The sequence below is a fragment of the Ruegeria sp. BG9 genome (genome assembly GCF_056538305.1).
The window spans coordinates 143,470-163,352 of the sequence record NZ_JBQFSY010000001.1; the positions used below are offsets into that span (position 1 = coordinate 143,470).

The window sequence follows — 19,883 nt, forward strand, 5'->3', positions numbered from 1 at the left end:
AAGATGACTCCATGAATCGTGTTTATCTCGATCATAACGCCACCACGCCTTTGCGGCCCGAAGCGCGGGACGCGATGATCGCGGCAATGGATGTCTGCGGGAACCCATCGTCGGTCCATGCCGAGGGGCGCGCGGCGAAGGCTTTGATCGAACGCGCACGGGCGCAGGTTGCATCGGCTTTTGGGGCTGATGGCGCGGATATCGTGTTTACCTCAGGCTCGACCGAGGGGGCCGCCTTGGCTTTGGCGGGTCGGAACCTGCACGGTGCGTCGATTGAGCATGACGCAGTACGATCTTGGATTGTCGAGGATATCTCGGTTTCTTCGGACGGAACTGCCACTGTGAGCGATCCAGCGAATGCGACGCTGCAAGTTGCTAACTCGGAAACGGGTATTGTTCAGGCCTTACCCAAGGGCTTGGCGGTGACCGATGCGACTCAGGCTTTTGGCAAGCTGCCGATTGCGTTCAACTGGATGGACGTTCAGATGGCGCTTGTGTCTGCGCACAAGCTGGGTGGCCCAAAAGGGATCGGAGCCGTCGTGATGAAGCGTGGCACGGATCTGCCTGCTCAGATCAAGGGTGGCGGGCAAGAGATGGGGCGGCGCTCGGGCACCGAAAATGTCATTGGAATCGTGGGGTTCGGGGCCGCTGCTGAAGCAGCTGCCAGAGATCTCGCCAATGGCGTTTGGGAGCAGGTCGAAGAATTTAGAAATATTCTAGAAAACGCCCTTGAGGCTGGTGAAAGATCACCTATTTTTGTCGGGATAGACCAGACTCGCCTGCCAAACACGTCATGTTTCGCGTCGCCCGGCTGGAAGGGTGAAACGCAGGTCATGCAGATGGACCTGTCTGGTTTTGCGGTCAGTGCGGGCTCGGCCTGTTCAAGCGGAAAGGTCCGCGCCAGCGCTGTTCTGACTGCGATGGGATTTGATGAGGGGACGGCAGCCAGCGCAATCCGCGTGTCGCTGGGACCTCGGACTACCAAGGAAGATGTGCTGCGTTTCGCCGAAACGTGGCTTGAGAAAGAGAAAAAGCATCGCGCGCGGGCCGCGTGATCTGACGGAGGGTAAACAATGGCCGCTTTGGACCAGACCCAGGTAAAAGAGGGTGTCGATCAGGAAACCGTGGATGCGGTGCGCGAGGTCAGCACTTATAAATACGGCTGGGAAACCGAGATCGAGATGGAATACGCGCCCAAAGGCGTGAATCCAGATATCGTTCGACTGATCTCGGAAAAGAACGAAGAGCCCGAATGGATGACCGAATGGCGTCTGTCGGCCTTCGAACGCTGGACCAATATGGAAGAGCCGAAATGGGCGATGGTCAACTACCCTGAGATCGACTTTCAGGACCAGTATTACTATGCCCGTCCGAAATCTATGGAAGAGAAACCCAAATCTCTGGACGATGTCGACCCCAAGCTTCTGGCTACTTACGAAAAGCTCGGTATCCCTCTGAAAGAACAGATGATTCTGGCGGGAGTGGAAGGCGCCGAGGATATGCCCGCCGAGGGTCGCAAAGTGGCTGTCGACGCCGTGTTTGACTCGGTTTCTGTCGGCACAACTTTCCAAGCCGAGTTGAAGAAGGCCGGCGTGATCTTCTGCTCGATCTCGGAAGCGATCAAAGAGCATCCTGAGCTGGTGAAGAAATATCTGGGCACCGTGGTTCCGGTGTCGGACAACTTCTATGCCACGCTGAATTCGGCTGTGTTCTCGGATGGCTCGTTCGTCTACATCCCGCCGGGTGTCCGCTGCCCAATGGAGCTGAGCACCTATTTCCGTATCAACGCGGAAAACACCGGCCAGTTCGAGCGTACTTTGATCATCGCTGACAAAGGCTCCTACGTGTCTTATCTGGAAGGCTGCACCGCGCCTCAGCGCGACACCGCGCAGCTGCATGCAGCCGTGGTCGAGATCATCGTCGAAGAAGACGCCGAGGTGAAATACTCGACCGTTCAGAACTGGTTCCCCGGGGACGAGAACGGCAAGGGCGGTATTTATAACTTCGTGACCAAGCGTGCCGATTGCCGTGGGGATCGCTCCAAGGTGATGTGGACGCAGGTCGAGACCGGCTCGGCCGTGACTTGGAAATACCCGTCCTGCATCCTGCGTGGAGAAGAAAGCCAGGGTGAGTTCTACTCGATCGCGATTGCCAACAACTATCAGCAGGCCGACACCGGCACCAAGATGGTTCATCTGGGCAAGAACACCAAGTCACGCATCGTTTCCAAGGGCATCAGCGCGGGCAAGGCGCAGAACACCTATCGTGGTCTGGTCTCGATGCACCCGAAGGCCAAAGACAGCCGCAACTACACCCAGTGTGACAGCTTGCTGATCGGCGACAAATGCGGGGCGCACACAGTGCCGTATATCGAGGTCAAGAACAACTCGAGTCGCGTCGAACATGAGGCGACGACCTCGAAGGTGGACGACGATCAGCTGTTTTACTGCCGTCAACGTGGCATGGACGAGGAAGAGGCCGTGGCGCTTGTCGTCAACGGGTTCTGCAAGGACGTGCTGCAGGCGCTACCGATGGAATTTGCGATGGAGGCCCAGCAGTTGGTGGCCATCAGTCTCGAAGGGTCTGTGGGTTAAACCCAAGCTTCTCTGAAATCAGAATTTACGCGGGGGCCGTGCGCCCTCTTGCGATACGCAAAAGGACAAAACATGCTGGAAATCAAGAACCTGCACGTGCAGCTTGAAGAAGAAGACAAGCAAATTCTCAAGGGTGTCGACCTGACGGTCGAGGCTGGCAAGGTGCATGCGATCATGGGGCCAAACGGCTCGGGCAAGTCCACGCTCAGCTATGTGCTGTCAGGGCGCGATGGCTATGAGGTCACCGAAGGCTCGGCCACTCTGGACGGTGAAGACCTGCTAGAGATGGAGCCGGAAGAGCGCGCCGCAGCTGGTGTGTTCCTTGCGTTCCAATACCCGGTTGAGATCCCTGGCGTCGGCAACATGACCTTCCTGCGCACCGCTGTGAACGCGCAACGCAAAGCACGTGGCGAAGAGGAACTGTCGGCCGCTGACTTCCTGAAACTCGTTCGCGAAAAGGCGAAATCGCTGAAGATCGACGCGGACATGCTGAAGCGTCCGGTCAATGTCGGCTTCTCCGGCGGTGAGAAAAAGCGCAATGAAATCCTGCAGATGGCGATGCTGGAACCCAAAATGTGCATTCTGGACGAAACCGACTCGGGCCTCGACGTGGATGCGATGAAGCTGGTCTCTGAAGGCGTGAACGCGCTTCGGAATGAGGGCCGTGGCTTCTTGGTCATCACCCACTACCAGCGCCTGCTGGACCACATCAAACCGGATGTCGTTCACATCATGGCCGATGGCCGCATCGTGAAATCGGGTGGTCCTGAGTTGGCGCTGGAAGTTGAAAACAACGGTTACTCCGACATTCTTGCCGAGGTGAACTGATGGCCTTACCGCAAGCAAAACAGACCGCAACCGAAGAGCGTCTGGCCTCGCTGACAATGCCTGATCCCGGCTGCACCAAAGCCGCGCGCCAAGGGGCTTTGGCCCGGGTGCGAGAAATGGGGCTGCCAAGTCGGCGCGATGAGTACTGGAAATATACGCGTCCGGATACGCTGGTCTCGGCCGATGCGCCCAAGGCTGCCATTTTCGACTCGGGCGAGCCGATGGTGTTCAACGATGTCGATCGGCTTCAGATCGTATTCGTCGATGGTGTGTTCGATGCTGAAGCCTCGGACGATCTGAGCTTAGAAGGTGTCAAGATCGACCGGCTGGAGGATATCTGCTGCAAGGATATCCACTGGGCCAAGGATCTTTACGGCAAGCTCGAGGAGCGGGGCCAAACCCCGGTTCAGCGTCCTTTGGCCGCTTTGAACACAGCGTTTGCGACAGACGGCGTTGCCATCCATGTGACCGGCAAACCGTCGAAACCGATCAATCTGGTGTACCGTCACGAGTCGGAAGACTCGGACGCGATCCTGCATCACGTGATCCGTGTTGAAGGCGATGCCGAGGCCACGATCCTCGAGAATGGTCCCGCCGCGTCGCGCTTCAACAAATGCATGGAGATCGACATCGCCAACAACGGGACCTTGCACCACGTCCGTGCTCAGGGCCGGGATCATGAACGCCGGGCCGCGACCCATATGTTTACGCGGCTTGGTCAGGAATCGACCTACAAGTCGTTCACCTTGACCGCCAATGGCGTGCTGACTCGTAACGAGCAGGTGATCGAGCTGACCGGCGACGATGCCGTGGCCCATGTGGCCGGTGCTTGCGTCGGGGACGGTGATTTTCACCACGACGACACCGTTTTTGTAACTCATGACGCTGTGAATTGCGAAAGTCGTCAGGTGTTCAAAAAGGTCCTGCGCAACGGCGCGACGGGCGTGTTCCAAGGCAAGATCCTTGTGAAGGAAGGCGCGCAGAAAACCGATGGCTACCAGATCAGCCAGTCGCTTTTGTTGGACGATGACAGCCAGTTTCTCGCCAAGCCCGAGCTTGAAATCTACGCCGATGATGTCGCCTGTTCGCACGGGTCGACCTCGGGCGCGATTGATGAGACCGCCTTGTTCTACCTGCGCTCGCGCGGAGTCCCGACGAAGGACGCCACCAATATGCTGACGCTGGCTTTTCTTGCCGAGGCGGTGGATGAGATCGAGGACGAGACACTGGCCGAAGAGATCGTGACCCGTCTGGAAGGCTGGCTTTCGCGTCACAGTTAATATGCCGGTCTCATCAGATATCGTTGCCACATACCGGGGGCCGGGGCGCGTTGTGCGCCGGCTTCTGGATATGGGGCCGCGCGAAGACCGGGCGCTGATCTTCGTCATGGGTTTCTGCGTGGTGGCGTTCATCGCGCAAATGCCCAGCTTAGCCCGCCGCGCGCATCTTGAGCAGGTCGAGTTGAACATGCTTCTGGGTGGAGCGCTTTTGGGCTCGGTCTTCATCCTGCCGCTGTTCTTCTACACGCTGGCTTTGGTGTCTCATTGGGTCGCGCGACTGGTGGGCGGGCAGGGCAGTGCCTATGGCGCCAGACTGGCATTGTTCTGGGCGCTCTTGTCCTCGGCGCCTTTGGTTTTGCTAAACGGACTGGTCGCTGGGTTCATAGGCCCTGGTCCGACTCAAACTTTGGTCGGATTGATTTGGGTTGCCGTTTTTGTCTGGTTCTGGTTATCCGGATTGCGACAAGCACAAAGGTCGGCTGAATGACTATACCCCCCCTGGGCCCGCTGGCGAGCCTGACGCTCAGAAAACCTGCCGAAGCGGCGCGACAGATTTTGGCCCTCAACCCAGGGCGAGAGGTTCTGTGGTTGGCATTCTTTCTGGCCGTTGTCCTCAATTGCATCGCGCAGATGGGCATAGATATGTCGATCGCCGCATCGGGTGGCCCAACTGTATCCCAGTCGATTCCGGTTGTTCTGATCCGATCTGCCGGAACCATGTTGTTCAGCATTCTGGCCTTTCTCTATGTCGGGCGTTTTCTGGGCGGAACGGGGCGTTTTGAAGATCTGATGATCCTGACGATCTGGCTGCAGTTTCTGCAAATTGCAGCACTGGTCGCGACCCTCGCGCTGAGCTTGATCGCGGTAGCTTTTATGGCCCCTCTGATCCTGGCAACGGCCATCTACAGCCTCTACATAACGCTTCATTTTCTGAATGAGGCGCACAAGTTTGGATCTCTGGGCAAATCCTTTGGTGTCATTTTGTTGACGGCGTTGCTGGCCGTACCTTTTGTCCTATTTCTCAACCCGTTGGGTCCTGTCTAGAAAGATCTCTCATGTATGATGTGCAGAAAATCCGGTCTGATTTCCCGATCCTGTCGCGGCAGGTGAACGGCAAACCCCTGACATATCTGGACAATGGCGCGTCGGCGCAGAAACCTCAGGTCGTGATTGATGCCGTTACGCGCGCCTATGCCGAGGAATACTCCAACGTGCATCGCGGGCTTCACTACCTCTCGAACCTCGCGACCGAGAAATATGAGTCCGTGCGCGGCACCGTTGCGCGTTTTCTAGGTGTTGCTGATGAGGATGAGATTGTCCTGAATTCAGGCACGACCGAGGGGATCAATCTGGTCGCCTATGGCTGGGCCATGCCACGGCTTGAAGCCGGGGATGAGATCGTCCTCAGCGTGATGGAGCACCATGCCAACATCGTGCCCTGGCATTTCCTGCGTGAGCGTCAGGGCGTCGTACTGAAGTGGGTCGATGTCGATGTAGATGGCGGGCTTGATCCGCAGGCCGTGATTGACGCGATCAGCCCCAAAACCAAACTGGTCGCGGTCACGCAATGTTCGAACGTGTTGGGCACTGTGGTCGATGTGAAGGCCATCACCGAAGGCGCGCATGCAAAGGGTGTGCCGGTTCTGGTTGATGGCAGCCAGGGTTCGGTTCACATGCCGGTCAACGTGCAGGATATCGGTTGCGATTTCTATGCCATCACTGGGCACAAACTCTATGGCCCCTCCGGTTCCGGCGCGATCTTTATCAAATCCGAGCGTATGGCCGAAATGCGCCCCTTCATAGGCGGCGGCGACATGATCAAAGAGGTCAGCAAGGATCAGGTTATCTACAATGATCCACCGATGAAGTTTGAGGCTGGCACGCCGGGCATCGTCCAAACCATCGGTCTAGGCGTCGCGCTGGACTACATGATGGATCTGGGGATGGCGAATATTGCCAGTCACGAGGCAGGTCTGCGCGATTATGCTATGCAGCGTCTCACCGGTCTGAACTGGTTGCAGGTTCAGGGGACACGACCGGACAAAGCCGCGATCTTCAGCTTCACGCTGGATGGGGCGGGACATGCGCATGATGTTTCGACGATTCTGGACAAGAAAGGCGTTGCGGTTCGCGCCGGTCACCATTGCGCCGGTCCTTTGATGGATCACCTTGGGGTGACGGCCACCTGTCGTGCCAGCTTTGGCCTCTATAACACCACGGATGAGGTCGACACCCTGATCGACGCGCTTGAACTGGCGCATGATCTCTTTGCCTAAATCTCGGCCGAGCCGGTCCGTTTTCCAGTTGCACCCGGCTCGGAACAAGGTTAGCTAACGGCCAAGGCACCTGTAGCTCAGCTGGATAGAGCGCTGCCCTCCGAAGGCAGAGGCCAGAGGTTCGAATCCTCTCAGGTGCGCCACTTCCAACAATTTCGATGATTTGTTCAGCCTAGCCGTAGCGGTCTTCGAAACCGCTAGATGATGGATTTAGAAAAACACCTTTGGCTACAGTAGGCTAGAGAGACTCACAATGACTGCCTCTTCAAAGGGCAAAAGCCGCCGATGCCCGTAGCTCGTTTCAGCAAAATTCGAGTTTTGCAACAACGTGCAGGCAGACCTAATGGCCTGCCAAGTCCATCTCAATAAACGATAGTATGATTAACCGCGCCAACTGCGAACAACTCCGCAATCCATATGGACGAAGTTCGAACGGTAGTATTGTCCAACACCGCCTGCACGACAGGACATGGCCGCTTTGGCCATCTGCGAAACCGAGCGGGATGCAAGGCGCAGGTCAGCCGCCTGTCCCTGCATATGGAGCGAGTTCCGCGCTACCCGGCGCGATTTGGACCGCAGCATGGCGTTGGTTTGCGGCGAGCGATACCCCGACAGGAGCATATAGGGCTCATCGGCGTCCAGAAGGTTGTGAGACGCCGCCATGATGTCGATTGTGCGCAAATCCATCGCTTTCGACTGATCGGTGCGCCAGTCGCGCATGAAGTGGTTCACTTCTTTCACGGCGTCTTTGATGTATCTGCCGTCGACCCAATAAACCATATCAATCCGCTCACCCGTGCGACCGGAATACATGCGGATACGGCGAATATCACCACCACCACGAAGGAAACCTGCTGCATTGGAATAGGTCGGTGCTGCCGCCACGGCAGTTGCCGCGAATGCGCCCAGAAGGGCACGACGGGTAATACCCGAAGTACTGCTCTTGGTCATTTTTGTTTCGTCCCGTACTGTTCCTGCCTGCGCACGATGTTACGCGCGCTGTATTAATATTTTCCCATCCCAGATGGCGAATGTATGGCACAGTTGGAATCGTCGGCCAAGAAGTCTTTGGAATGCACCTTTGTTAGGGGGAATTTTCGGCAGTTTTTTGCGCAGGTGATGCAAATGAGTCATTTTATTGAGCAACTGAGTGTTTTCGGCATCGGGTAGATGCAAACGCGCATCAGGGTGCAAGAGAAGAAAAAAGGTAAGGTATTTGTGAATAGACAAGCCCAATGGCTGAAAACCATATATAAAATAAAGCTTCGGCAGACATCGCATAAGTTATTGAAGAACCAAGGCCATCCCATGCTCTCAGTGTTACGGACCATTAACAGTTTTGTTTTCACCGCCTGTTTTCTGGCGACGGCTTCTATGGCGAACGCGTCATCAGGCGAAGGTTCGAACACTGCGTTCCGGATGGCGGTTGCCGAGAATACCTCGCCCTCTGATCAGATTGCCGAATTTTACCGCAGCAATGGCTTTGCCCCTCTATGGGTCGGCGATACAGCAGAACACGCCAAACGCCGTTCGGCGTTGGTCAAAGCCCTATCCGAGATGGAGCGCCATGGATTGCCTGCAGCATTTGACGTGCAGGCCCTGGTCGATCAGATGGCTGAGGCGCGATCTGTTCGCGATTTGGGTACGGTCGAGGCTGAGCTGTCCCGTGTCTTCCTGACCTATGCAAATGACATCTATTCCGGCGCCTTGCGACCAGCCAGTATTGATGATGGCCTTGTGCGCGAGGTTGAACGCCGTGATGCAAACCAGCATCTTGAGGCACTCAACACCCAAGGTGCAGCATATTTTGAAACTCTGATCCCGCAGACCGCCCAATATCGCGCTTTGATGAAGCAAAAGATCGCGTTGGAGAACCTGATCCGCCAGGGCGGGTGGGGGCCGACCGTTCCAGTGGCTAAACTGGAATACGGCGATACCGGTCCGAATGTGATCAAACTGCGCAATCGGCTTGTTTCGATGGGTTACCTTAAACCCACTGCCAGTCCAGAGTTTGATGACGCCCTGCTTGCGGCCGTTCAAGCGTTCCAAACAGCACACGGACTGGAATCGGACGGTGTGGCCGGACAAGGTACCATCACCGAGCTGAACCGACCGGCTTCGGACCGTTTAAAGTCCGTCTATGTTGCCTTGGAGCGGGAGCGTTGGCTCCCGCGCGAGCGGGGCGAGCGGCATATTCTCGTCAATCAGGCCGACTTCTCGGCAAAGATCGTGGATGACGGGCTGGTCACGTTCGAGACCCGCGCCGTGATCGGTAAAAACGTACATGATCGCCGCAGCCCAGAATTCTCGGATGAGATGGAACATATGGTGATCAATCCCAGCTGGTATGTGCCACGCTCGATCATCACCAAGGAATACCTGCCGAAACTGAAATCGAACCCGAACGCGGTGGGCCATATCCAGATCACAGATCGAAGTGGTCGTCAGGTCAATCGAGGGGCCGTCGATTTCACCCAGTTCACCGCACGCAACTTCCCGTTCGCGATGCGTCAGCCGCCCAGCAAAAGCAATGCGCTTGGGCTGGTGAAGTTCATGTTCCCCAACAAGTACAACATCTATCTGCATGATACGCCTCAGAAATCTCTGTTTGCACGTGAGGTTCGTGCGTTCTCCCACGGGTGCATCCGCCTGGCGCAACCTTTCGAGTTCGCCTATGCGCTGCTGTCCAAACAGGAAGAGGACCCCAAGGCGTTCTTCCACCGTGTATTGAATACCGGCAAGGAAACGACAGTGAAGTTGGACAAGAAAGTGCCCGTCCACCTGATCTACCGCACCGCCTATATAGGCCCGAAAGGCGAAGTTCAGTATCGCCGCGACGTCTATAACCGCGATGCCAAAATTTGGGACGCGCTGCAAAAGGCAGGGGTGGCCCTGCCGGACGTTCAGGGGTAAGCACTCAGGGTAAATCCTGCCCAAGAGGACGCCCGCTATGCAGTTCACCATCCAACAGATCGCCGAAAGCCTTGGGGCCGAGTGTCAGGGTGAAACAGACCTGACAATTCTGCGGGCCGCTGAACCGGGTGATGCCGGACCAACCGATCTGGCGATGGCAATGTCCCCCAAATATGCCGAAACGCTTTCGAACGGTGAGGCCCGCGCGGCAATGCTGTGGGAAGGCGCGGATTGGCAAGCAATGGGCCTGCGCGCTGCGATCTTTGTTACGCGCCCCCGAATGGCGATGGCTGGTATCACGAGACTGCTGGACCGGGGGCAGGGCGTTGAGCCAAGTGTCCACCCCTCGGCTGTGATCGACCCGACGGCTGAAATTGCTGAGGGTGTCTCGATCGGTCCGTTGGCCGTTATCGGCGCGCGGGCGAAGATTGGCGCGGGATCGGTGATCGGTCCGCACTGTACAATCGGAATGGACGTGGTGTTGGGTGAGCAAGCCCATCTGCGCGAAATGGTCAGCATCGGTGCGCGTGCGCAAATCGGAGACCGCTTCATCGCCCAACCCGGCGCGCGTATCGGCTCCGACGGGTTCAGCTTTGTTACTCCTGAGATTTCAGGTGTTGAAAACGCGCGCAAGACGTTGGGCGATCAGGGCGATGCAAAAGCGCAAAGCTGGCTGCGCATCCATTCTCTGGGCGCAGTGGAAATCGGGGACGATGTCGAGGTCGGCTCTAACTGTACGATCGACAATGGCACGATCCGAAACACGCGGATTGGCGATGGTTCGAAGCTCGATAACCTTGTGCATGTGGGGCACAATACGCGCATAGGGCGCGATTGTCTGCTGTGCGGCCAAAGTGGATTGTCCGGCTCAGTCGATGTCGGAAACAACGTGGTTCTTGGCGGTCAGACTGGCGTGGCCGACAATATCTTCGTCGGGGATGGCGTGATCGCGGGGGGCGCCACCAAGATCCTGTCCAACGTGCCAGCTGGTCGTGTGATCATGGGCTATCCTGGCGTCAAGATGGAAACCCATACCGAGATCTACAAGGCTCAACGCCGCTTGCCGCGCATGGCTCGCGACGTCGAGGCATTGAAAAAGGCTGTTTTCAAACAGTCTCCGAGCGATTAAATCATCCTCAGATTGATAGCCAGGGGATCAACATGAGCATCAGCGACCGCGTCATCGCAATCATTGCAGAGCAGGCCGTTCTGGAGCCATCGGATGTCACACCCGACAGCACACTTGCGGATCTGGGCATCGACAGCCTGGGGTTGGTCGAAAGCATCTTTGCCATCGAGGAAGAGTTCGACATATCGGTTCCCTTCAACGCCAATGAGCCCGAGGCGAATGATTTCGACATCTCGAACGTGGCCGCGATCATTGCCGGCATCGAACAGCTTGTGTCGGAAAAGGTCTGACCCGAAACAATGAAACGGGTTGTCATTACCGGGGCGGGTACCATCAACTCGCTGGGTCATTCGGTCCCCGACACGCTCGAGGCCATGCGCGAAGGGCGTTGTGGTATCTCGGACCTGGAATTCCGCGATGTTGACCGTCTGGCGATCAAGATCGGCGGTCAGGTGCGGGGGTTTGAGGCCGAAGGGCGCTTTAACCGCCAGCAGATGTCTCTCTACGATCGGTTTACGCAGTTCACTCTGACAGCCGCGAAGGAGGCGATCGACCAGTCGGGCATTCAGTTCCACGGCGAGCTGGCGGCACGATCCGGCGTGGTTCTGGGTACGGCGGGCGGAGGTGTCTCGACCTGGGATGACAATTACCGTTCGGTCTACGAAGACGGCAAGAACCGGGTGCATCCCTTTGTTGTGCCCAAGCTGATGAACAACGCGGCGGCCAGCCATGTCTCAATGGAGCATAACCTGAAAGGCCCCAGCTTTACGGTTTCGACGGCCTGCGCGTCGTCGAACCATGCCATGGCACAGGCGTTTCAGATGGTGCGCAGCGGGGCCGCGCCTGTCATGATCACCGGTGGATCGGAATCCATGCTGTGTTTCGGCGGTGTGAAGGCCTGGGAAGGTCTGCGCGTGATGTCCAAGGATGCCTGCCGCCCCTTCAGCGCCAACCGCAACGGGATGGTGCAGGGCGAGGGTGCCGGTGTCTTTGTGTTCGAGGAATACGAACATGCCCGCGCCCGCGGCGCTGATATCCTGTGTGAGGTTGTGGGATTCGCCATGTCTTCGGACGCCTCGGATATCGTGATGCCCAGCAAGCAGGGTGCCGCACGAGCGATGGCGGGCGCGTTGGCGGATGCCAAGCTGAATGCCAGCGATGTGTGCTACATCAATGCGCATGGCACAGGCACCGCCGCGAATGACAAAACGGAATGTGCCGCCGTAGCTGATGTGTTTGGACCGCATGCAGATGATTTGATGATCTCATCGACCAAATCCATGCACGGCCACCTGATCGGAGGCACCGGAGCGGTAGAGCTTCTGGCCTGTATCATGGCGCTGCGGGACGGAGTGATCGCGCCCACCATCGGTTATGAAGAACCCGACCCGGAATGCGCGCTGGACGTGGTGCCAAATGTCGCGCGCGAAGCCAAAGTCGACGTAGCGCTCAGCAATGCGTTTGCGTTTGGCGGGTTGAATGCGGTCTTGGCGCTCAAAAGCGTTTGATCTGCCAAGAAAACCGCCGCCACAAAGCTGCGGCGGCGATCTTTATTCGCAGCTGACTTAGTTGACGTTAACGGCCAGCCCGTCAAAGCCCGAAGTGAAGCCCGACAGGGACATATCCATTGTTATAACCTGATCGGGGAAGCGCGCGGGAACCAGCGAAAAGGTCGCTTTGCTGCCCGCTTTCATCGCGTCAATATCACCCTGGCTGAGGCCCAGCTGCGCAACACAGCCAACAGGCAGACAATGGTGGTAGTTATAGAGCTTGCGCGGTGCGCCGTCGATCGACAGGGCCAGTTGCGCTTGTAGCAGAGTCTCCAACGGTACGATCACATTAGCCCATGCAACAGCCGCTCCGCCTTCGGGCAACTTGCCGATGGACACTTCTGCAATCGGATCACCCTGAGGGCCGTTCAGAACCTGCACGATCGCACAAGGATCTTCGCCTTCCGGCGCCTTGATACAAGAGACATCCCAATCGCCGGATTCTTCTTTGACAAATTGCTCACCTACACGCGGGCCGGATTGGCCCAAATCGAGGCCCGCGCCCGCATCGGCCCCAGTGCCTTCAGTGGTCGTGCCTTCGGAGGTCGTATCCTGCGCGCTAACCGCTCCACACATCAGAACGGCTGCCAGAGTATTAAACGAGAGGAGTTTCTTGAACATGAATGCCTCGGTTTGCTGTTTGTTTTGCCTCATCTAGCATCCTTCGCCGCGGCTGTCAGTCGTTAACCGAATGGCTGAGATCAATGTGAGCGTTTTCTTGGGCCAAACCCCGCTCAAGAACCAATACAGGCAAAAGAAAAGAGGGCTGGTGGAGCAGCCCTCTTCCCAAAATTTTTCTCCCCGTCGGACTGGCCGACTTAGTTATGCGCAGACGTTACGAAAGGGGGGAGCAGGGGTCAACCGCTAACAGAAAAATTTAATGCACTAATCAGCACAGTTTTATTCGCCCACTTCCGTGAAAAAAACCGTGCCCGAAGGCACGGCCAGTCGACAGGGAGGAAGTGTCCCCTTGGCAACCCGGGGCCACAAAGGGAACGAATAGACTATGGCAGCCAAAGGTTAAGTTTGTATGCTGGTTGCGGATCAGTGAAAAAAGGCTGCAATTACATGGGTAAAGAGATTTTTCTGGGCGGTGCGGGAGACGGATACGGAACGCCGCAAGGTTTGACGCTGAAATATGCGAACCGCCACGGGCTGATCGCAGGGGCCACGGGGACGGGCAAGACGGTCACTCTCCAGATCCTGGCCGAAGGTTTTTCGCAAGCGGGCGTGCCTGTTTTCCTGTCGGACGTCAAAGGAGACCTGTCCGGCTTGGCTCTGGCAGGCAGCGAAACCCATAAGTTGCATCAGGCGTTTACCGAGCGCGCGGAACGAATTGGCTTTACTGATTTCTCCTACGCCGCATGTCCGGTCACGTTCTGGGACCTGTTCGGTGAACAGGGGCACCCGGTCCGTACCACCGTGACCGAAATGGGACCTCTGCTGTTGTCGCGCCTTATGGAACTGAGCGAAGCGCAGGAGGGGATTCTTAATATCGCGTTCCGGGTCGCCGATGAAGAAGGGATGCCGCTTCTGGATCTCAAGGATCTTCAGGCGCTTCTGGTGTGGATCGGTGAGAACAGGGCGCAGCTGTCTCTGCGTTATGGCAATGTCTCAACGGCCTCTATTGGAGCCATCCAGCGCCGTCTTCTGGTGTTGGAAAACCAAGGCGGCACCAAGCTGTTCGGAGAACCCGCGCTGGATCTGGCAGATCTGATGCGAACGGATGAAAACGGGCAGGGGATGGTGAACATACTGGCCTCGGACAAGCTGATGGGCGCGCCTCGGCTCTATGCCACGTTCCTGTTGTGGCTGCTGAGCGAACTATTCGAAGAACTGCCCGAAGTTGGTGATCCGGAGAAGCCGAAGCTGGTCTTCTTTTTCGACGAAGCGCATCTTCTGTTTGATGATGCGCCCAAGGCACTGGTCGACAAGGTCGAGCAGGTCGCGCGCCTCATCCGTTCCAAAGGGGTTGGAGTTTACTTCATTACGCAGAACCCCGCCGATATTCCCGAAGACATTTTGGGACAGTTGGGCAACCGGGTACAACACGCGCTGCGCGCCTTCACCGCGCGTGACCGCAAGAATCTGCGTATGGCGGCGGAAACCTATCGCGAGAATCCCGCCTTCGACACCGAGGCCGCGATCCGAGAGGTGGGCGTTGGTGAGGCCGTAACCTCAATGCTGCAGAAGAAAGGCGTGCCGGGGATTGTCGAGCGGACGTTGATTCGCCCTCCCGGGTCGCAGCTTGGGCCGATTTCGGGATCTGAGCGCCAGGGTATCCTGCAAGCCTCACCCATGGCGACCAAATATGACACGCCGGTCGATCGCAAATCGGCCTTTGAGATCTTGCAAGCCCGCGCTGACGCTGCCGCCCAAGAGGCCGAGGCCGCGGAGGCGGAAGAGATCATCGAACAACAATCCCCGATGGAGCGCGAATACAGCTCGGCGCGCCGGTATTCAGGTAGCCGGGTTGGGCGTTCAACGTCTCGGGTGGTGCGTAAGAAAGACACATTTGCAACGGCGATGAGTGAGGCCGTCATCAAGGAGCTGAAGGGAACAACCGGCCGTCGCATCGTGCGGGGTATTCTGGGCGGGTTGTTCCGAAATCGCTGATCGGAGGCGCCCAGCACAGGGCGCCAACCGGCTTACTTCAGGCGGCGCTGGCCTTCCTGACGGCAATAGGCATCAGCTTGTTTGACCGACATCTTTGTGGCCGGGAAATCAATTGCTCGGTCCCAGGTCACACGATCATGTCGGTAAAGCTGACAGGTTACGACGCCCTGCGGAGTGTTGACCTGAACAGGAGTGGTCTCAAGGTCTTCGGGCGACGGAATACAAGCCGTCAGCGCGGCCAGAACCGGCAGCATGACAACGGCTTTGGTGATCAGTGTTTTCTTGGTCAAGTCTGATACTCTCATCAATTGAGTGCGAATGATCGTAGAGATCGGTCGGGTTTCTTCTGAGCATAGGCCGGACCCCAAAAGTCCGAACAACGAGCGGTAATCTCGTGTACTCAGAAACCTCTTTAAAAATCAAGAAGCCGCGCCGGTTGAGGGGCGCGGCTTCTGGATTGTGATCGCGATGCGACTATTTCTCGGGGATTAGCCCTCGGGGGCTGAATCTGAGAACAATCAGCAAGACCAGACCCATGGTGAACAACCGCATATGCGCCGCGCTTTCGATCAGATGCGCCTTCAGCGCGCTGCCATCCGGCATGCCCGAGGTAATCAGGTTCATCAGCCACAGGCCCATCGGTTCGACCTGGACCCACAAGAACCAGATCAGGAACGCACCCAGCACGGCGCCGAAATTGTTGCCCGACCCACCGACAATTACCATTACCCAGACAAGGAAGGTAAAGCGCAAGGGGTTGTAGGTGCCCGGCGTCAGCTGACCGTCCAGCGTGGTCATCATCGCACCGGCGATACCGCAGATGGCAGAGCCAAGCACAAAGATCTGTAGGTGGCGGCGGGTGACATCTTTGCCCATCGCCTCAGCCGCGACTTCATTGTCACGAATGGCGCGCATCATCCGGCCCCATGGGCTTTTGAGCGCCATCTGCGCCATCCAGAGCAGAACCAGCAGAACGATCAGGAACAGCAGCGAATAGCCCAGCTTGACCGAAAGGGTCGAGGCGATCACCGGATCAAGCCCCAGCCAGTCCGCCCGCGCAAGGAATGAAGGGTCTTGCTGCAGCTCAACTTCATAGCCCACCACGGGCGAGGGGCGCGGGATGCCATAGACGTTCTTGACGCCACGGGCCAGCCAGTCCTCGTTCTTCATGACGGCAATGATGATCTCGGCAATACCAAGGGTCGCAATCGCCAGATAGTCCGAACGCAAACCCAGAGCCGTCTTGCCGATCAGCCATGCGGCCCCTGCGGCCAGTAACCCTCCGGCAGGCCAGGCAAGCAAGACCGGCAGGTTCAGACCGCCAATATTGCCGGCAACGGCCGGATCAATTGCCTCGATCGCCGCGACGTTCGGGTCAAAGATCGCACGGTAAACAAAGAAACCGACGATGAGGATTCCGACGATAGCCAGCGTCCGCGCGCGTCCTTTGGGCATCTTCTGCGCAACCATGACGGTTGCAACAACTGTCGCGGCCCCCAAAAGAAGCGCCAGAATGACGCCATAGCCGCCCTCGGACCATGCTCCGGGCGTTGGCGGGGTCGAGATCAGGACAACCGCCAGCCCGCCCAAAGCCACAAAGCCCATGACGCCGACGTTGAAGAGGCCGGCAAAACCCCATTGCAGGTTCACACCGATCGACATGATGGCCGAGATCAACCCCATGTTCAGGATCAGGATCGCGGCGTTCCAGCTTTGGGTGAAGCCGGTCAAAAGGATCAGCGCGCCAACTGTGACGAAAAGCAGGGTGTTCTTGGTAACCTCGCTCATACCGATTTTCCTTTGAACAGGCCCGTGGGCTTAAACAGAAGCACAATCAGCAGGATGGCAAAACTGACGGCGAATTTGTAATCGGTAGAGAGGAACTGAACCAATCCCGACGGTTCCAGATTTTCCGGAGCCAGATAGGTCAGCACCTTCTTCCAGGCGTAAGTGATGGTCACCTCGGAAAACGCGATGATGAACCCACCCGCGATGGCGCCCAGAGGGTTGCCCAAACCGCCGACAATGGCCGAGGCAAAGATCGGCAGCAGAAGCTGGAAATAGACGAAGGGTTTGAAGCTCTTGTCGAGGCCGTAAAGGACGCCCGCCGTGGTCGCCAGCGCGGCCACGATGATCCAGGTGATCATCACCACACGCTCGGGGTTGATGCCGGACAGCAGCGCCAGATCCTCATTGTCCGAATAGGCGCGCATCGACTTGCCGGTCCGGGTTTTGTTCAAAAACCAAAACAGAGCGGCCACGGCAATCACTGCGACAACGACCGTTATGGCCTGAGAAGTCTTGATAGCGAGACCTTCGTTAAGCCCTGTCCAGGCCTTGAAGTCCCGCGCCTTGATCAGGAAACGAGCACCGTCCGAGAATCTCTGATCATCCGGCCCGATGATAAACCGGACGATACCGTTCATGATGAACATCACGCCCATGGACACGATCACCAGAATAACAGGTTTGGCTTTTTGTTCGCGGTAAAAGCGATAGACCAGCCGATCGGTGATCAGCACCAGAACGATACAGCCCAAAATAGCGAAGGGCAGGGCGAGCAGAGCCGTCGGCAACGGCCCAAAGCTGACCCCTGCGGCTTGCAAGCCCCACGTGACCAGAACGGCGATCATCGCGCCAAAGGCCATCGTATCGCCATGCGCAAAGTTCGAGAACCGCAGGATGCCGTAGATCAGCGTCACCCCCAAAGCACCAAGCGCCAACTGGCTGCCATAGGCGATTGCGGGAACAAGAACGAAGTTGGAAAGCGCCACAAGGGCGTTGAGAAAGTCCATTAGTCTTCTCTTGCTGTATGAAGTTCCGGTTGAGGCGAGTGTTTTCGCCGACCAGCAATATGCGCCAACAAACCGACTACAACACCAATCACCAAGGTAATGAGACCTTGGTCGATCGCGTCACCCGATGTCTCTACGCTTCCGAGATAGCGAGCGATTGCATCGGCGTGCCCGTCATATTGTGTTGCCACAAAAAGCCCCATTGAAATACGTATCAACCCGAGAGCAATTGCAAGCCAAGCGATGACCTTGCCAGCATAAACAAAGAACATCCTCACCCTCCCAAGAAACTCTTACGCACTTCGGGATCGGCCAGCAGTTCCTTGCCCGTGCCGGTATAAGCATTCCGCCCCTGAACCAGCACGTACCCCTTGTCTGCGATCTCCAAGGCCTGGCGGGCATTCTGTTCGACCATCAGGATCGGCAACCCGGTGCGTGAGACTTCGATGATCCGGTCAAACAGTTCATCCATCACGATGGGCGAGACACCGGCGGTCGGCTCATCCAGCATCAGTACCTTCGGCTGAGTCATCAGCGCGCGGCCCACGGCGACCTGCTGGCGCTGGCCACCCGACAGCTCTCCGGCCGCCTGATGGCGTTTGTCGCGCAGGATCGGGAACAGCTCATAGACCTGCTCCATCGTATCCGAGAAATCATCCCGGCGGATAAAGGCACCCATCTCAAGGTTCTCCTCCACCGTCATCGAGGTAAAAATATTCGAGGTCTGCGGGACAAAACCCATACCACGCATTACCCGATCCTGCGGCGTGAGCGCGGTGATATCCTCACCGTCCAACCGAACAGCGCCCGAGCGCACATCCAGCATTCCGAAAACGGCCTTCATCGCAGTTGACTTGCCTGCGCCGTTGGGCCCAACGATGACCGCAATCTCGCCCCGGTCGACGGCGATGGTGCAGTCGTGCAGAATGTCCGGCCCTTTGCCGTAGCCACCTGTCATCGTGTCGCCGATCAGAAACGGCCCACCATCGACCTTTTGTGTCGCGCCGCTTTTGCGATGGGCCGGGGTCATGGTGCCGACGCCATGCGTGTTCGTGATCGACGCGTCCTTGTTGCCCTTGTCGTCGTGATAAGGATTATCGCTCACGCTCCGGCCTCCAGCTTGTCTTTGTTTTTCAGTCCGGTGCCCAGATAGGCCTCGATCACGTGTTCATTGGCTTTGATCTCGTCCAGCGTGCCCTCGGCCAGCACCTTGCCCTCGGCCATACAGATGACCGGGTCGCAGATCTTTCCGATGAAATCCATGTCATGCTCGATGACGACGAAAGTATAGCCGCGTTCCTTGTTCAGACGCAGGATCGTGTCGCCAATGGTCATCAGCAGGGTCCGGTTCACACCCGCGCCGACCTCGTCCAAAAAAACGATCTTGGCGTCGACCATCATGGTGCGACCAAGCTCCAGCAGTTTCTTCTGCCCGCCCGAGACCTGACCCGCCTTATGGTCAGCCAAATGCTCGATTGTCAGGAACTCCAGTACCTCATCAGCCTTGGCCCGAAGCGCGCGTTCCTCATCAGCAATCCGTTTGCGACCGAACCATGTGTTCCAAAGCGATTCCCCGGATTGCGCGCCGGGCACCATCATCAGGTTCTCGCGGCAGGTCATTGACGAGAACTCATGCGCGATCTGGAAGGTACGCAGTAGGCCCTTATGAAACAGCTCATGCGGGGGCAGGCCGGTGATATCCTCACCATCCATCACCACCTTGCCGCTGGTTGGAGGCAAGACACCCGCGATCACATTGAACAAAGTGGTTTTTCCGGCCCCGTTCGGTCCGATCAGACCGGTGATCGAGCCCTTTTGGATTTCCAGCGATGCCCCGTCCACCGCATGAAACCCGCCGAAATGCTTATGCACGTCTTCGACGACGATCATCTTTTCCCCTAG

General features: G+C 57.4%; 20 protein-coding genes and 1 tRNA gene. 13 read left to right on the forward strand and 8 right to left on the reverse strand.

The window, feature by feature from the left end; all coding sequences use genetic code 11:
• Positions 1–11 precede the first annotated feature (11 nt).
• The 8 genes from ACR0I8_RS00705 to ACR0I8_RS00740 all read left to right on the forward strand — a co-directional run bounded on the left by ACR0I8_RS00705 (position 12) and on the right by ACR0I8_RS00740 (position 7,121).
• A complete protein-coding gene (locus tag ACR0I8_RS00705; RefSeq protein ID WP_170688645.1) occupies positions 12–1,055 on the forward strand; it encodes a cysteine desulfurase family protein in 1,044 nt (347 codons plus the stop codon).
• Between the two features lie 18 nt (positions 1,056–1,073).
• Entirely contained in the window at positions 1,074–2,594 is a 1,521-nt protein-coding gene (gene sufB / locus ACR0I8_RS00710) for a Fe-S cluster assembly protein SufB (RefSeq protein ID WP_170688646.1), read from the forward strand.
• A gap of 72 nt (positions 2,595–2,666) precedes the next feature.
• Positions 2,667–3,422 (forward strand): Fe-S cluster assembly ATPase SufC, encoded by a 756-nt coding sequence (gene sufC / locus ACR0I8_RS00715; RefSeq protein ID WP_170688647.1) that lies wholly within the window; start codon positions 2,667–2,669, stop codon positions 3,420–3,422.
• Positions 3,422–4,702 (forward strand): Fe-S cluster assembly protein SufD, encoded by a 1,281-nt coding sequence (gene sufD, locus ACR0I8_RS00720; protein ID WP_170688648.1) that lies wholly within the window; start codon positions 3,422–3,424, stop codon positions 4,700–4,702. The genes sufC and sufD overlap by 1 nt, the downstream gene beginning before the upstream one ends.
• 1 nt (position 4,703) lies before the next feature.
• Entirely contained in the window at positions 4,704–5,189 is a 486-nt protein-coding gene (locus ACR0I8_RS00725) for a YIP1 family protein (protein WP_170688649.1), read from the forward strand.
• Positions 5,186–5,746, forward strand: coding sequence for a Yip1 family protein (locus ACR0I8_RS00730; protein WP_170688650.1), 561 nt, complete (start codon positions 5,186–5,188; stop codon positions 5,744–5,746). Before ACR0I8_RS00725 ends, ACR0I8_RS00730 begins: the two co-directional genes overlap by 4 nt.
• Before the next feature lie 11 nt (positions 5,747–5,757).
• Positions 5,758–6,978, forward strand: coding sequence for a cysteine desulfurase (locus ACR0I8_RS00735; protein WP_170688651.1), 1,221 nt, complete (start codon positions 5,758–5,760; stop codon positions 6,976–6,978).
• Between the two features lie 66 nt (positions 6,979–7,044).
• A tRNA-Arg gene (locus tag ACR0I8_RS00740) sits at positions 7,045–7,121 on the forward strand.
• 238 nt (positions 7,122–7,359) lie between these two features.
• Here the strand turns inward: ACR0I8_RS00740 and mepK are convergent.
• Complete coding sequence (mepK, locus tag ACR0I8_RS00745; RefSeq protein ID WP_170688652.1) at positions 7,360–7,929, reverse strand: peptidoglycan L,D-endopeptidase MepK; 570 nt, start codon at positions 7,927–7,929, stop codon at positions 7,360–7,362.
• A gap of 423 nt (positions 7,930–8,352) precedes the next feature.
• On the opposite strand from mepK, the gene ACR0I8_RS00750 reads away from it, so the two are divergent.
• Genes ACR0I8_RS00750 through ACR0I8_RS00765 form a run of 4 tightly spaced genes read left to right on the forward strand, consistent with a single transcriptional unit; the run spans position 8,353 to position 12,528 of the window.
• A complete protein-coding gene (locus ACR0I8_RS00750; protein WP_480702629.1) occupies positions 8,353–9,891 on the forward strand; it encodes a L,D-transpeptidase family protein in 1,539 nt (512 codons plus the stop codon).
• A 37-nt stretch (positions 9,892–9,928) separates the two neighbouring features.
• Positions 9,929–11,020, forward strand: a complete 1,092-nt coding sequence (lpxD, locus tag ACR0I8_RS00755; RefSeq protein WP_170688654.1) for a UDP-3-O-(3-hydroxymyristoyl)glucosamine N-acyltransferase — start codon at positions 9,929–9,931, stop codon at positions 11,018–11,020.
• A 32-nt stretch (positions 11,021–11,052) separates the two neighbouring features.
• Complete coding sequence (locus ACR0I8_RS00760; protein WP_170373697.1) at positions 11,053–11,310, forward strand: acyl carrier protein; 258 nt, start codon at positions 11,053–11,055, stop codon at positions 11,308–11,310.
• 9 nt (positions 11,311–11,319) lie between these two features.
• Positions 11,320–12,528, forward strand: coding sequence for a beta-ketoacyl-[acyl-carrier-protein] synthase family protein (locus ACR0I8_RS00765; protein WP_170548757.1), 1,209 nt, complete (start codon positions 11,320–11,322; stop codon positions 12,526–12,528).
• A 57-nt stretch (positions 12,529–12,585) separates the two neighbouring features.
• On the opposite strand, the gene ACR0I8_RS00770 is transcribed toward ACR0I8_RS00765, so the two are convergent.
• A complete protein-coding gene (locus ACR0I8_RS00770) occupies positions 12,586–13,191 on the reverse strand; it encodes an invasion associated locus B family protein (RefSeq protein ID WP_170688976.1) in 606 nt (201 codons plus the stop codon).
• 447 nt (positions 13,192–13,638) lie between these two features.
• Between ACR0I8_RS00770 and ACR0I8_RS00775 the strand changes: the two genes are divergently transcribed.
• On the forward strand, positions 13,639–15,186 hold the full coding sequence (locus ACR0I8_RS00775; RefSeq protein ID WP_170688655.1) for a helicase HerA-like domain-containing protein: 1,548 nt from the start codon (positions 13,639–13,641) through the stop codon (positions 15,184–15,186).
• Between the two features lie 32 nt (positions 15,187–15,218).
• On the opposite strand, the gene ACR0I8_RS00780 is transcribed toward ACR0I8_RS00775, so the two are convergent.
• The 6 genes from ACR0I8_RS00780 to ACR0I8_RS00805 form a co-directional block, all read right to left on the reverse strand.
• Positions 15,219–15,476: a hypothetical protein gene (locus tag ACR0I8_RS00780; RefSeq protein ID WP_425082780.1), complete on the reverse strand. Its 258-nt coding sequence runs from the start codon at positions 15,474–15,476 to the stop codon at positions 15,219–15,221.
• A gap of 184 nt (positions 15,477–15,660) precedes the next feature.
• On the reverse strand, positions 15,661–16,974 hold the full coding sequence (locus ACR0I8_RS00785; RefSeq protein ID WP_170548748.1) for a branched-chain amino acid ABC transporter permease: 1,314 nt from the start codon (positions 16,972–16,974) through the stop codon (positions 15,661–15,663).
• On the reverse strand, positions 16,971–17,981 hold the full coding sequence (locus ACR0I8_RS00790) for a branched-chain amino acid ABC transporter permease (protein ID WP_170458185.1): 1,011 nt from the start codon (positions 17,979–17,981) through the stop codon (positions 16,971–16,973). Before ACR0I8_RS00790 ends, ACR0I8_RS00785 begins: the two co-directional genes overlap by 4 nt.
• A complete protein-coding gene (locus ACR0I8_RS00795) occupies positions 17,981–18,253 on the reverse strand; it encodes a hypothetical protein (RefSeq protein WP_170688656.1) in 273 nt (90 codons plus the stop codon). Before ACR0I8_RS00795 ends, ACR0I8_RS00790 begins: the two co-directional genes overlap by 1 nt.
• A 2-nt stretch (positions 18,254–18,255) precedes the next feature.
• On the reverse strand, positions 18,256–19,086 hold the full coding sequence (locus ACR0I8_RS00800; protein ID WP_170466965.1) for an ABC transporter ATP-binding protein: 831 nt from the start codon (positions 19,084–19,086) through the stop codon (positions 18,256–18,258).
• On the reverse strand, positions 19,083–19,871 hold the full coding sequence (locus ACR0I8_RS00805) for an ABC transporter ATP-binding protein (RefSeq protein WP_170458187.1): 789 nt from the start codon (positions 19,869–19,871) through the stop codon (positions 19,083–19,085). The genes ACR0I8_RS00800 and ACR0I8_RS00805 overlap by 4 nt, the downstream gene beginning before the upstream one ends.
• Positions 19,872–19,883: the final 12 nt, after the last annotated feature.

Bases quoted from the DNA above. Each gene is read 5' to 3' on its own strand.
- ACR0I8_RS00705 (WP_170688645.1), top strand. From the start codon at position 12: ATGAATCGTGTTTATCTCGATCATAACGCCACCACGCCTTTGCGGCCC.
- sufB (WP_170688646.1), top strand. From the start codon at position 1,074: ATGGCCGCTTTGGACCAGACCCAGGTAAAAGAGGGTGTCGATCAGGAA.
- sufC (WP_170688647.1), top strand. From the start codon at position 2,667: ATGCTGGAAATCAAGAACCTGCACGTGCAGCTTGAAGAAGAAGACAAG.
- sufD (WP_170688648.1), top strand. From the start codon at position 3,422: ATGGCCTTACCGCAAGCAAAACAGACCGCAACCGAAGAGCGTCTGGCC.
- ACR0I8_RS00725 (WP_170688649.1), top strand. From the start codon at position 4,704: ATGCCGGTCTCATCAGATATCGTTGCCACATACCGGGGGCCGGGGCGC.
- ACR0I8_RS00730 (WP_170688650.1), top strand. From the start codon at position 5,186: ATGACTATACCCCCCCTGGGCCCGCTGGCGAGCCTGACGCTCAGAAAA.
- ACR0I8_RS00735 (WP_170688651.1), top strand. From the start codon at position 5,758: ATGTATGATGTGCAGAAAATCCGGTCTGATTTCCCGATCCTGTCGCGG.
- mepK (WP_170688652.1), bottom strand. From the start codon at position 7,929: ATGACCAAGAGCAGTACTTCGGGTATTACCCGTCGTGCCCTTCTGGGC.
- ACR0I8_RS00750 (WP_480702629.1), top strand. From the start codon at position 8,353: ATGGCGAACGCGTCATCAGGCGAAGGTTCGAACACTGCGTTCCGGATG.
- lpxD (WP_170688654.1), top strand. From the start codon at position 9,929: ATGCAGTTCACCATCCAACAGATCGCCGAAAGCCTTGGGGCCGAGTGT.
- ACR0I8_RS00760 (WP_170373697.1), top strand. From the start codon at position 11,053: ATGAGCATCAGCGACCGCGTCATCGCAATCATTGCAGAGCAGGCCGTT.
- ACR0I8_RS00765 (WP_170548757.1), top strand. From the start codon at position 11,320: ATGAAACGGGTTGTCATTACCGGGGCGGGTACCATCAACTCGCTGGGT.
- ACR0I8_RS00770 (WP_170688976.1), bottom strand. From the start codon at position 13,191: ATGTTCAAGAAACTCCTCTCGTTTAATACTCTGGCAGCCGTTCTGATG.
- ACR0I8_RS00775 (WP_170688655.1), top strand. From the start codon at position 13,639: ATGGGTAAAGAGATTTTTCTGGGCGGTGCGGGAGACGGATACGGAACG.
- ACR0I8_RS00785 (WP_170548748.1), bottom strand. From the start codon at position 16,974: ATGAGCGAGGTTACCAAGAACACCCTGCTTTTCGTCACAGTTGGCGCG.
- ACR0I8_RS00790 (WP_170458185.1), bottom strand. From the start codon at position 17,981: ATGGACTTTCTCAACGCCCTTGTGGCGCTTTCCAACTTCGTTCTTGTT.
- ACR0I8_RS00795 (WP_170688656.1), bottom strand. From the start codon at position 18,253: ATGTTCTTTGTTTATGCTGGCAAGGTCATCGCTTGGCTTGCAATTGCT.
- ACR0I8_RS00805 (WP_170458187.1), bottom strand. From the start codon at position 19,871: ATGATCGTCGTCGAAGACGTGCATAAGCATTTCGGCGGGTTTCATGCG.